A 12,956-nucleotide genomic window follows, 5' to 3' on the forward strand; every position below is an offset into this window, starting at 1 on the left:
ATTTTGAATAAAAAGACCAAGCAAGCACTTGGTCATCACGAGAAACTAAAGGAGTCTGAAAATGACACAGCGCCAGGGACAAGATCCACGACTTGATACAAGCAGAACAATTCGTGCACCTCACGGAAATAAACTGCGCGCAAAATCTTGGCTTACAGAAGCCCCACTTCGTATGCTGATGAACAACCTAGATCCTGATGTGGCAGAACATCCACATTCATTAGTGGTATACGGCGGCATTGGTCGCGCAGCACGAAACTGGGAATGTTACGACAAGATTGTAGAAGTACTAGAAAGACTCGAAGATGACCAAACGCTTTTAGTGCAATCGGGTAAACCTGTGGGTGTTTTCCCAACCCACAAAAACGCACCGCGTGTGCTCATTGCTAACTCAAACTTGGTTCCGCATTGGGCAAATTGGGAACACTTCAACGAGCTTGATAAGCAAGGTTTGATGATGTACGGCCAAATGACCGCGGGTAGCTGGATTTATATCGGTTCACAAGGCATCGTCCAAGGCACTTACGAAACCTTCGTGTCAGTTGCGAAAAAACACTTTAACGGCGATGCAAAAGGTCGCTGGGTTCTAACTGGTGGTCTTGGTGGCATGGGTGGCGCTCAACCACTTGCGGGCACCATGGCAGGTTTCTCAATGATTGCCGTTGAGTGTGACGAATCACGTATCGATTACCGTCTGCGTACTGGTTATGTTGACCAAAAAGCGACTTCCCTAGACGAAGCACTCGCAATCATCACCGAATCGGACACGCCAGTATCTGTAGGTCTTCTAGGTAACGCGGCCGACGTTTTCTCTGAGCTTGTTGAGCGTAATATCACACCAGATGTAGTTACTGACCAAACCTCTGCGCATGACCCACTAAATGGTTACCTACCACAAGGTTGGAGCATGTCTCACGCAGCAGAAATGCGTCTGCAAGATGAAGCCGCTGTTGTAAAAGCAGCGAAGAAATCCATGGCAGTACAAGTGCAAGCGATGCTTGATCTGCAAAGCCGTGGCGCGGCGACTCTCGATTACGGTAACAACATTCGTCAGATGGCACTGGAAGAAGGCGTAGAAAATGCGTTTGATTTCCCAGGCTTCGTTCCAGCTTATATTCGTCCTTTATTCTGTGAAGGCATTGGTCCTTTCCGTTGGGCAGCTCTATCTGGTGATCCAGAAGACATCTACAAAACCGACCAAAAAGTAAAAGAGTTAATTCCTGACAACCCACATCTGCATAACTGGTTAGATATGGCGCGTGAACGTATTCAGTTCCAAGGTCTTCCGGCTCGTATTTGTTGGGTAGGTCTGAAAGATCGTGAGCGCCTTGGTCAAGCGTTCAACGAAATGGTGAAAAATGGTGAGCTGAAAGCTCCTATCGTTATTGGTCGCGACCACTTAGATTCAGGCTCTGTAGCAAGCCCGAACCGAGAAACAGAAGGCATGATGGACGGCTCTGACGCAGTATCAGACTGGCCACTATTAAACGCATTATTGAACACTGCTGGCGGCGCAACATGGGTATCACTTCATCACGGTGGTGGCGTAGGTATGGGCTTCTCCCAACACTCGGGTATGGTCATTTGTTGTGACGGTAGTGACGATGCTTCTCAACGCATTGCTCGCGTACTGCATAACGACCCTGCAACGGGTGTAATGCGTCATGCTGATGCTGGATATGATATCGCCAAACAATGTGCAGCCGAGCAAGGACTGGATTTACCAATGCTCAACGAAGAATTGAAGAAGCTCAAGTAAGGATGAAAGAGATGTTAAATTTAACGCTAAAGCCAGGTCATATTAGCTTAAACGAACTGCGTCAAGTGAGCCGTTCCCCGGTCAACCTTACTTTAGACTCAGAGGCCATTCCGGGCATTGAAGAAAGTACTCAAGTCGTCGATCGCGTCATTGCGGAAGATCGTACCGTCTATGGTATCAACACCGGTTTCGGTCTTTTGGCAAACACTCGAATTGCACCGGAAGACTTAGAAACGCTGCAAAGAAGCATTGTTTTATCTCACGCTGCGGGTATCGGCAAATTCATGTCTGATGAAACCGTCCGCCTCATGATGGTTTTAAAAATCAACAGCTTGGCTCGTGGATTTTCTGGCATTCGTTTGAAAGTCATCAACATGTTGATTGATTTGGTCAATGCACAAGTTTATCCATGCGTTCCTCAAAAAGGCTCAGTGGGTGCTTCAGGCGATTTGGCTCCCCTAGCCCACATGAGTACGGTGCTGCTTGGTGAAGGTCAAGCACGTCACAATGGCCAAATCGTATCCGGCTACGAAGCACTAAAAATTGCTGGTCTTGAGCCTATTACACTAGCGCCAAAAGAGGGCTTAGCGTTACTCAATGGTACACAGGCTTCAACAGCATTCGCGCTAGAAGGTCTGTTTATTGCTGAAGATCTTTTCGCGTCAGCAACCGTGTGTGGTGCCATGTCTGTAGAAGCCGCACTAGGCAGCCGTCGCCCATTTGACCCTCGAATCCACCGCGTACGTGGCCATCGTAGCCAAATGGATGCAGCAATGGCATATCGTCACCTACTGGATACATCGAGTGAAATTGGTGAATCGCACACCAACTGTGAAAAAGTGCAAGACCCATACTCACTGCGTTGTCAGCCGCAAGTGATGGGCGCGTGTTTGCAGCAAATCCGCAACTCCGCTGAAGTATTGCAAGTAGAAGCGAACTCCGTTTCTGATAACCCATTAGTATTTGCAGAAGATAACGACATCATCTCTGGCGGTAACTTCCATGCAGAACCTGTTGCGATGGCAGCCGACAACTTAGCTCTCGCCATTGCAGAAATCGGCAGTTTGTCCGAGCGTCGTATGGCACTTCTCATCGACAGCGCGCTATCAAAACTGCCGCCATTCTTAGTCGATAATGGTGGCGTGAACTCTGGCTTCATGATTGCTCAAGTAACCTCTGCGGCATTAGCAAGTGAAAATAAGACCCTTGCTCACCCAGCCTCAGTAGACAGCTTACCAACATCAGCAAACCAAGAAGACCACGTGTCAATGGCGACATTCGCGGCTAGAAGACTGAAAGAAATGGGTGAAAACACTCGCGGCATTCTGGCTGTCGAATATCTATCGGCGGCGCAAGGTTTGGATTTCAGAGCGCCGAATAAATCGTCTGAGCGAATCGAAATTGCAAAACAGATGTTGCGTGAAAAAGTGTCGTTCTACGATAAAGACCGTTACTTTGCACCCGATATCGAGCAAGCAAACACATTGTTGAAACTTGCTCTACATAACGCACTGATGCCAGAGAACCTTCTGCCAAGCGTACATTAATCTGTAGAAGCAAACTTCAGTCTAGGCTCCACCTCTTCGTGGGGCCTTTTTTGTGTCTATACTCTTAACAATTCGTGAGTGATATCAGAGTCGCACAACGCACTTATTAGCATCATAAATGGATAAGCGATTCAAGCATGTGTTTTTAAACGTTTATCTGCTGATTTGGGTGCACATTGTCAAAATGCAGTGAACTTTCTACTGGATGGACCATTGCTACTCAGATATTCGCATATAATCCCTTACAGTTTTGGTTACTACTTAATAATTATGTTTCTAACACCTTATTTTTCAAACAATAATCATCAATTTCAATTCACTCGCGAACAGGCAAGTCACTTTGCTAAGCGCGTGGCTGGTGATTACAACCCTATTCATGATGAAGATAACAAACGCTTTTGTGTGCCTGGCGACCTGCTATTTGCCGTTCTACTAAGTAAAGAAGGCATCAGCCAAAAAATGCGCTTTCGTTTCTCTGGCATGGTAAATGATGGCATTGAGCTGCATATTGAAAATAAGTGTGAAAAAGAAAGCGCAGTCGTAGATGAGGCAGGCAAAGAATACTTACACATGTCTCGTGAAGGCGATACCAACCACAACCCAGCTTTTATTGAGCACGTGGTAACAAATTACGTGCAGTTTTCTGGCATGAACTTCCCGCACATCATGGTTCCTCTTATGGAAGAGAAACAAATGATGATCAACTGTCAGCGTCCACTGGTTATTTATGAAAGCATGGAAGTGGAATTTTCACGCTTAGACCTTACACATCCTGAAGTGGATTTCACTGGTGCGACGTTTGATGTAGATGGTAAGCGCGGCGTGGTGACTTTGAACTTCGCATTCAAAGAAGACGGTGAAGTGGTCGGTAAAGGTATTAAACGCATGGTAGCGAGTGGTTTGAAGCCATACGATCAAGAAGCCGTTGACGACCTTGTACACCGCTTTAATGAGCGTAAGGATGCATTCCTAGCAAAGTTCGTTAAGGCAGCGTAACAGACTGCCGAATTAGCGATAACAATCGGATACCAAAAAGGAAGCCCAACGATTAAGTTGGGCTTTCTTTTTACTTAAAAAATGAGTCGATAGCAGCTCGGTATTCAAATCCAGCGACGAACTTGGTTTTTGTAATCCAAGTATTCCTCACCAAACAACCTTTCCAATACTTGTTCTTCTGGTTTGATTTGAAATCGATTCATATAACTGACAAACAACACACCGCAAAGCACCACACCTAAATGTTGCCACCATAAACCCACCGCAATGATGAGCAGTAACAACGCCATGTACATTGGGTTACGTGAGAAGGCAAACACGCCAGTTCTTACAACGGAAGATGCTGCATCAGGTTTTACTGGGTTCACGGTAGTCTTTACTTTGCGAAATTCATATACACCGGCAATCCCCATGTAGCCAGACAACAAAGTTAGTGCGCCGACTACAAACTCAACAAAGGGCACTCGAATGTTCATGCTCGGCGTCAAGACTTTAAGCCCGTACATCAAGAGTATGACCAGCATAAACACCGCAACAGGTGGGACTTTGAGTTCAAGTTTTCTCAAGGTTCAGATCCTTTGAAATGGAATGTTCATCATTGGGAAAAAGCCCAGTTAGACTGGGCTTGATGTCATTATACCAAAGTTAACAGTGCTTGAACGGGATGCTTAGGCTTTGTTCCTTCAAAGCGTTTTACTTGGCTTCGGCAAGAATAACCAGTAATCAAACATCTTTCGTTATCTAACTTATCTAGGTTTGGTTTCCAACTTAAATTGTATATGTCTTTCGACATCGACAGCTTATCCACCTCGTGGCCAAATGTACCCGCCATGCCACAACAACCAACCGGTACTGTATTCAATACCGCGCCAAAGTGGGCAAAAATAGCGCCCCATTCTTTCTCTGCGTTCGGCATTTTGGTTTTTTCAGTGCAGTGCGCAAACAAGTACCACGGTTCCTGGTTTTCCCGTTGCTCTGCGGCTTCAAACGCTTCCAACCTTGGGTACAGCCATTCGTGAGCTGTTAGCACATCGAAATCGCCTCGCTTGCTACCAAGTACTTCCGCGTACTCATCTCGATAGCACAGCACCAATGCCGGATCAACGCCGACCAACGGAATGTCTAAGTCCGCCACCATCGCCAAGAACTTCGCCGTATCAGCCGCGGTCTCTTTAAACTGACGTAGGAAGCCTTTGATGTGTTGCGCTTTACCATTTGGCTTAAATGGCAAAAGCACTGGATGCATACCTAGCTTTTTAACCAACTTGACGAAGTCTTCAACAACGTCCGCATCGTAATAACTGGTAAATGGGTCTTGAACGATTAATACGTGCTTGCTCTTTTCAGTCGAAGACAAACCACTCAACGCTTGCAGATCATACGGCGTTGTCAGCGACTCTACGCGCTGTTTCAACGTAGGAACAGACAGCAACGGCGCATCCACATACCCTACTGTTGAAGCCGTTAAACTCTTAACCCACGACTGTTTCAATACGCCGTTCACGACTGCTGGTGCTTTTGCCATCACTGGCAGCATGGTTTCAATGTTGGCAACCAAATAATCTTTTGCCGGACGCTGATAGCGCGAGTGATAAATGTTTAAAAAGCGGGAGCGGAAACTTGGAACATCCACTTTGATCGGACATTGGCTCGCACACGCTTTACACGCTAAGCAGCCGTTCATTGCTTCATAAACTTCATGAGAGAAATCGTATTCGTGACGACGATTAATGGAATGACGCACACGATCAATCATGGTTTTGATCGATGTTTTGTTTTCTAACGTTTGCTTTTCTAGGTCAAGAATATCAATACCTTGCTCAGTAAGCTGACGCAACCATTCACGAACCAATCCAGCGCGCCCTTTTGGCGAATGACGACGATCAGCCGTCACTTTCATCGATGGACACATCGGCGAGCTGGTATCGTAGTTAAAGCACAAACCGTTACCGTTACATTCCATCGCTTGCTTAAAGCTGTCACGTACTTGTACGTCAATTTGGCGATCATAGTAACCACGTTTGGTGTCGGTTACTTTTACCAACTCTGCATCGCTATCAAATGGCGTACAGATTTTACCTGGGTTCATTTTATTGTGTGGGTCGAATGCAGCTTTTACTCGTCTAAGCTCAGTAAACAACTCTTTACCAAAGAACTCCGGACCATATTCCGAACGGAAACCTTTTCCGTGCTCTCCCCACATCAGGCCGCCGTATTTCGCTACCAGCTTAACGACTTCATCAGAGACTTCATGCATCAATGCTTCTTGGTGCGGGTCACACAAATCCAACGCAGGACGCACGTGCAGCACCCCTGCATCAACGTGACCAAACATACCGTAATTCAGAGACTTGCTATCTAATAGTTCGCGGAACTCTACAATGAAATCAGCCAAGTTTTCTGGTGGTACACACGTATCTTCAGCGAAGGCGACCGGTTTAGCACGGCCTTTTGCAGCGCCTAACAAACCCACCGCTTTTTTACGCATGTTGTAGATACGTCCAATACTCGCTACATCGTTACAAACTTGGTAGCCGATAATGCCCGCTTCTTCTGTTTCCAACATGATATCGAGTTTGGCGGTTAACGCCGCGACCTGTGCAGCAACTTCTTCTTCGTCTTGCCCTGCGTATTCCACCATATTGATGCCAAGCATTTCTTTGTTTGGCACGTCGGTGATCAAATCGCTCACGGTGTGCCAGACAATATCTTGCTTCGCGAGATTAAGTACTTTTGAGTCAACAGTTTCGACAGAAAGTGCTTTCGCTTCGACCATAAATGGCGCGTTGCGCAGTGCAGAGTCAAAGCTGTTGTATTTCACGTTAACTAAGGTACGCGCTTTCGGAATTGGCGTCAGATTTAGCTTCGCTTCCGTAATAAACGCCAATGAGCCTTCTGCTCCACACAGCACTCGTGTGATATCGAAACGGTCATCCTCTTCATTTAACGCGTTCTTTAAGTCGTAGCCCGTTAGGAAGCGGTTGAGAGGAGGAAATTTATCCACGATCTGCTGGCGTTTATCTCGACAAACTGATTCCGTCACTTGTAACGCCGTAGCGGCAAACTCGTCTTCTTTTGGATAACCATGAGACAAATCAGACTCCAAAATCGAGCCATCAGCAAACACCGCTTGCAACGACAGTACATGGTCAGACGTTTTCCCGTATTTAAGAGAGCCTTGACCAGAGGCGTCGGTATTCACCATCCCGCCAATCGTTGCGCGGTTGCTGGTCGACAAATCTGGAGAGAAAAAGTAGCCGTAAGGACGAACCGCATCATTCAACTGATCTTTCACAACACCAGTTTGAACGCGAACCCACCCTTCATCTTCATTCACTTCCAATACTTTGTTCATGTGGCGAGACAAATCCACCACAATGCCTTTGGTCAGCGACTGGCCATTTGTACCGGTACCGCCACCACGAGGGGAGAACGTGATTCTTTCGTACTTTTCTTGATTGCTCAGTTTTCCGATGAGAGAAACATCTTGAGTCGTTCGAGGATGGACGACTGCTTGAGGAAGTTGCTGGTAAACGCTGTTGTCAGTAGCGACGGCTAAACGACTTGAATATTGGCTTTCGATGTCGCCAGTGAATCCGGCTTGTTCAAGCTCTTTCAGAAAACGAAGAACAAGAGGATCGACATCAGTTTGCGAGTGTAATCTTGGTAACATTTGCTTCCTGCCCCTACGACGCTGATCCCATCAGCTGCGGGTTATCTAATTATTTGCTCATTTCTCATACAGCGCAGCTATCAGCACAACAAGACGCCGCAAAAAAAGTGAGAGGAGTAATATTCTTTGAATTTCGTCACTTTACAACATTTAAAAAGGCGATCAAATCAGAATCTCAATACAATAATTAAACTTATGCTTTATTTTTTGAGGCTTGATGCCTTACATTGGGATAGAAATCGCGTTTCTAGATGAGCTTTCAGAATGAAAAAAAATAAAGTTGTTACCACGGAAGATATCCTTCTAAAACTTTGCCAGTCTGTTTCTGGCGTTCTTACTTCGGCCACCTCTTCTCAAGTTAATTACTCCGCAATGGTTCAAAAGATCAACAAGACCAGCCTCAAACCAGATTTTGGCTGTTTTGTCCTATTTGATGGCGGATTTACCGGACTTGTAGTGATTAACTTTACTGCAAAAGCCGCTTTAGAGATTTACACCAACTACATGCGTAACATGGGCATGCCAGAAGAAGAACTGGCTATCTCCCATACTTCTGATGAAGTTGCAGACGTATTGGGTGAACTCATGAACCAATTGGTCGGTGACTTTACCAATAAAATCCGTAAAGAACTGCAAACCAACATCACGCAAAACCAGCCGAAGATGCTGGCACTGAACAAACAGGTAATTTTGCAAGTTGATACCAATTTGGATCGCCCTCAAGCACGTCGTGTGACGTTCTCGACCGCGAACAACAACATTTTCTATTTAGAGCTAGCGATGGACAAAACAGAGTTCATCCAGCTTGAAGAATTTGAAATTGCAGAAGATGAAAACCCAGATGACATCTTAGAAGCCGCGCGTAAAAACATGGCAGAAAAAGAGTCGGAATCTTCGAACTCTAAAGATGACGCTGACGACTTACTGAGCCAACTGGGTTTGTAACCGTCAGACACGCCATCCCAAGAGAAGTCATCTCGATAAGGTAATATCGTTTCGCCTGATTAAGACGACCTAAAAACGCCTAGCCTCGCTCCTCGCGAGGCTTATTTTTTCTCGGAAGAAACCACTTCCACCTCGCCTTGTATTTCGTTTTTATGTCAAAAAAGGTAGTATGTCTGACTTCGTAAATTTTCTGCTTTCGTTACTGGTTGTCGATGGATAAACAAAAAGCTCTGAAAAAAATCGCCAAGTGTTTGGAACTGGGTAACTCCGCCAACGTGAATGAGGCGGCAAACGCCATCAAGATGGCGCATCGCCTTATGCTCAAATATGGTTTGGACAAAGACGATATTGAGTTTATCAAAATGGGAAAAACTCAATCTTCCCATTTGTTGCCGTCCAACATCAGTTCTACCCTATTGCGCGTGATTCGTGGCATTAACACTAAGTTTGGTGTTGAAGCCGTCTTGTTGAATCACAAAGGGCTTAAACGCGTTGAGTTTATTGGTGAAGCCGATCGCGCGATCTTTGCTGCCTTTGCTTTCGACATCATCTATCGAGAATTGAATGAAAGCACCGGCCAGTTCCGTAATAGCTTTGCAGGTTCTGGTACGTCTTCAATGGAAGTGACTCGTCGCGTTAACTCTTTTGTTTCTGGCTGGGTAGAAGGCGCACTTGAAAAGCTACCTGTGATCTCACCAGATGAAGAGTCTGCAAACAAAATCAATGATTACATTGATAAAGAGTTTCAGAACATCGACCGTGAAACGTTCAAAAAACAATTAAGAGAAGCCATGAAGAATCTGACTGAAGACTACGAAGTCGGATTAAAGAAAGGCAGAAAAGTCTCTGTAAACCGTGGTGTCGGTGGAGAACAAGCCAGAAAAATGTTGGGCAACACCTCGAAGTAAGCGCAACATACTCAACTAGATACGTAACAGTGGGTTGATATTGAGCGTTATAAGAAAATTCTTACACAGCTTTCTATCAATCTTACTTTCGCATAACAAATATCAATATCTACTGATTCATAATTCGCATCCCATTATGAGGCACTCTTTCGCCTCAGTTTTATACGGAGATTTTCCCTTGAAAAAGATGTCTATTGCACTGGCACTAGTGCTAGCTCTTACAGGCTGTCAAGCTACTCAACGCCAAAATGCAACAACGGGTGAATACGAAACGAACTCTACCACGCAAGGCGCGCTAATTGGTGCTATTGCTGGTGCAGCGATCGGTTTGGCAACTGGTGATAACGCAAAAGAACGTCGTAAACATGCTCTTATTGGTGCGGCGGCAGGCGGTGCTACTGGAGCAGGCGTCGGTTATTACTTTGACCAACAAGAAGCAGAGCTACGTCGTGCGTTGCTAAACTCTGGCGTACAAGTACAACGTGTAGGTGAAAACCAACTTCTACTTCGCATGGAAAATGGCATTGGCTTCTCTTCAAGCTCATACCAACTGGATGCAAGCATCCACAATACTCTACGTGGTGTTGCTCGTATTCTGGTTGAATACCCAGATACAAGCCTAGTCATTGATGGCTACACAGACAGCACTGGTAGCGAATCATACAACCAAACGCTTTCTGAGCGTCGCGCGGAATCTGTTCGTCAGTTCCTAGTGTCTCAAAAAGTGGCTCCAGGCCGTGCAATTGCACGTGGCTACGGTGAGCGCAATCCAATTTGCTCAAACCAAACTTCTGAAGGTCGTGCTTGCAACCGCCGTGTTGAAATCCAGATCTTGCCACTGAAGTAATTTGGTAGCACCATAACGGTAATAACAAAAATTACCGGAGCAGGCCTAGCAACTTACGCTAGGCCTGACACATTCAATGTCATTCAAAACCATCGCCCTATCCTTTACGTTAAGCAGCTGTCTTTCTGTATCTGCACTTGCTTCCCAAACACCAACATCCCCAGCAGAACAATTTGAACTGGCGCAGCAACTGGCTCTTTCTCCAAAATCAGATTCGCCATCGGATGTTCGCTATTGGCTAGAGCAATCCGCAAGCCAGGGCTACTTACCTGCGCAGAAACAGCTGGCCGAAGACTATTCCCGAGGATTGACCGGTGCGGTCAATTACCCACAGGCAACGTATTGGTTTACCTCTGTAGCGTTGAATGACCCTCGCGACCGCGGTTTTTTGTTAGCGGACTTTGTTCAGCATCACCAAAAAGACATCACCACCAGCGATCTCGTTGAGGCGTGGTACCAATTAGCCTCGGACACCAACCCTCAAGCGGAAGAAGCTTACAATCATTATCTCGAAGAGCGCTTCAATCAACTGCGTGCAAAGCAAGTCTCCGAAATTGTCGAATTAGATAAAGAAGCGACAAAAGAAGAGCAGCCTGTCGCTCCACAATCAACCGTAACGTCTGATAATGGCACGATTATGTGGTTGGCTATTGGTGGATTGGTGATCGCTCTAGCAGGCTTCGGTGGATGCGTAGTTCTAAGAAAGCAGCAACGAGCCTTGGCCGCACAGTCTTCCCAAGAGGCAAACCAAACTCAGCAACTTAATGCAAAAGTAAAAGAGTTAGAGTTCACGAATAAACAATTGAAGCGTCAGTTGGAGAAAGTATTCAAAGAGTTTAAAAAGACTCGCAGCCAATCCGACAATCATAAAGTTGCGGTTGCCTGCGCGATGTTTGGTTACACACCACAAACCATTCCTGATAACCAAGCAGTGAAACTCCGCTATCGACAACTTTCAAAACTCTATCATCCAGATACTCGTGGAAGTGAAGAAGAAATGAAACGTTTGAACCAGGCGTTTAAAATCATCTCACAAAATGTTACAAAATCGTAAATCACAACTAGAGGGCGCTTGATGGCTAGCTTTAAGTCTAAGTAAAACAAGGTTCGCAATCGATCTCGCTCTCAAACAAATTAACAGACATTTAACGTCAATCTCTTTTTCATGCCATAATGCCCGGCGAAAAATAACACCTAACGACTCATATTTATCTAGGTGGGGAGAAAATCAATGTTCACTGAAGAAGGCACCTGCGATTGGTGTAAAAAACCAAGTTTTGTTACTCGTCACGATTATGTAGATGGCAAATATCATCACTCTTGCCAAGCCTGCTACGACATGGCGAAGATCGATGTTCGTCTGTTTAACCAAGGCGAAATGCAAATGCGTGAGCGCATGGCACAGCGAGCGAGCTAACCCGGTTAGAATCAATGGAACTGATTTTCAAAAGCGCCTTTTAGGGCGCTTTTTTGATCGCTTATGATTCACATCTCTTCCCCATAATCACGACGTAAACATGCTCATCGTGTGACTCATACCTGTATCGACCATCAAAAACCACTGTATAACACCAACAAAAGCACTGTATATACAGTAGTAAACACCCGTATATACCACTCGGATAATGTTGCTAACTTCACACTTTTCAATCCATACCCAACATATCAAGAACAAAAGCAATTCATTATAAATCAATATCTTAAACAAATCATTCAAATATCAGTGAGCGTTATCTCACGTACTCATCAGTAAAAATGGGTTGATCAGATACCCAAAATAAACTACTGTATACACATACAGCATGTATAAAGGAACAGTAAGATGCAGTTACAAAGTCAATCTCGTACATACTCACGTTACAACGTACTGGCACAAACCACTCAACCAATGGATGTGTCTGATCAGCTTCTTTCTAAGTTGGCAGTATTGTCACAGCAAAAACAATGGATTCTGTTTACGGCTGAGTGTCCTCGTCCTGATTTTGAGCAACTCACTGCTTCCAATATTTGCTGCAAAAACGTTATTCAGATGAAGCCGTCTCAACAGCTTTCTGAAGTCGAAATCGTTATCAAAGCCATTCAGTCTGGCAATGCCAGCGCGGTTGTCGCATCAAACAAAATTGCTCTTATGAATCAATCCATGTTGCGTGACATCGCTCAGCGTTATCAATGTGAAGTCTTTTTCGTCGAAGGCAGAGTAAACCAGTATCACTAACAAGATCGACGTTATCCATCCTGCATCTCGCCTCCTTCTTAAGGGGGCATTTTTTGTATTAAAGAA

General features: G+C 45.3%; 11 protein-coding genes. 9 read left to right on the forward strand and 2 right to left on the reverse strand.

Translation table 11 applies throughout. The annotated features are described in order from the left end of the window. The first annotated feature begins 61 nt into the window (after positions 1-61). The 3 genes from hutU to ACF8EG_RS20995 all read left to right on the forward strand — a co-directional run bounded on the left by hutU (position 62) and on the right by ACF8EG_RS20995 (position 4,302). A complete protein-coding gene (gene hutU / locus ACF8EG_RS20985) occupies positions 62-1,759 on the forward strand; it encodes a urocanate hydratase (protein WP_005462647.1) in 1,698 nt (565 codons plus the stop codon). A gap of 11 nt (positions 1,760-1,770) precedes the next feature. Beyond that, on the forward strand, positions 1,771-3,306 hold the full coding sequence (hutH, locus tag ACF8EG_RS20990) for a histidine ammonia-lyase (RefSeq protein WP_020840463.1): 1,536 nt from the start codon (positions 1,771-1,773) through the stop codon (positions 3,304-3,306). Between the two features lie 270 nt (positions 3,307-3,576). Then, a complete protein-coding gene (locus tag ACF8EG_RS20995) occupies positions 3,577-4,302 on the forward strand; it encodes a DUF3581 domain-containing protein (protein WP_025552452.1) in 726 nt (241 codons plus the stop codon). A gap of 104 nt (positions 4,303-4,406) precedes the next feature. Here ACF8EG_RS20995 and ACF8EG_RS21000 read toward each other — a convergent pair whose 3' ends face one another. Beyond that, positions 4,407-4,868, reverse strand: coding sequence for an isoprenylcysteine carboxylmethyltransferase family protein (locus ACF8EG_RS21000; RefSeq protein ID WP_053816315.1), 462 nt, complete (start codon positions 4,866-4,868; stop codon positions 4,407-4,409). Positions 4,869-4,936: 68 nt separating this feature from the next. Further along, positions 4,937-7,975 (reverse strand): FAD-binding and (Fe-S)-binding domain-containing protein, encoded by a 3,039-nt coding sequence (locus tag ACF8EG_RS21005; RefSeq protein ID WP_069505079.1) that lies wholly within the window; start codon positions 7,973-7,975, stop codon positions 4,937-4,939. Between the two features lie 264 nt (positions 7,976-8,239). Here ACF8EG_RS21005 and ACF8EG_RS21010 point away from each other — a divergent pair, with 264 nt between their 5' ends. From ACF8EG_RS21010 to ACF8EG_RS21035, 6 genes are all read left to right on the forward strand, one after another. After that, on the forward strand, positions 8,240-8,920 hold the full coding sequence (locus ACF8EG_RS21010; protein WP_005462648.1) for a DUF3334 family protein: 681 nt from the start codon (positions 8,240-8,242) through the stop codon (positions 8,918-8,920). A gap of 212 nt (positions 8,921-9,132) precedes the next feature. Then, complete coding sequence (locus ACF8EG_RS21015; RefSeq protein ID WP_005462644.1) at positions 9,133-9,828, forward strand: DUF2786 domain-containing protein; 696 nt, start codon at positions 9,133-9,135, stop codon at positions 9,826-9,828. 187 nt (positions 9,829-10,015) lie between these two features. Further along, positions 10,016-10,675: an OmpA family protein gene (locus tag ACF8EG_RS21020; protein WP_005495535.1), complete on the forward strand. Its 660-nt coding sequence runs from the start codon at positions 10,016-10,018 to the stop codon at positions 10,673-10,675. 76 nt (positions 10,676-10,751) lie between these two features. Next, positions 10,752-11,729, forward strand: a complete 978-nt coding sequence (locus tag ACF8EG_RS21025) for a J domain-containing protein (protein ID WP_069494842.1) — start codon at positions 10,752-10,754, stop codon at positions 11,727-11,729. Positions 11,730-11,906: 177 nt separating this feature from the next. Continuing rightward, complete coding sequence (locus ACF8EG_RS21030; protein WP_005462602.1) at positions 11,907-12,092, forward strand: hypothetical protein; 186 nt, start codon at positions 11,907-11,909, stop codon at positions 12,090-12,092. A 405-nt stretch (positions 12,093-12,497) separates the two neighbouring features. Then, complete coding sequence (locus ACF8EG_RS21035) at positions 12,498-12,890, forward strand: cell division inhibitor SulA (RefSeq protein WP_005462595.1); 393 nt, start codon at positions 12,498-12,500, stop codon at positions 12,888-12,890. Positions 12,891-12,956 lie beyond the last annotated feature (66 nt).

This window comes from Vibrio sp. YQ_11 (assembly GCF_043103065.1).
GTDB lineage: Bacteria > Pseudomonadota > Gammaproteobacteria > Enterobacterales > Vibrionaceae > Vibrio > Vibrio parahaemolyticus.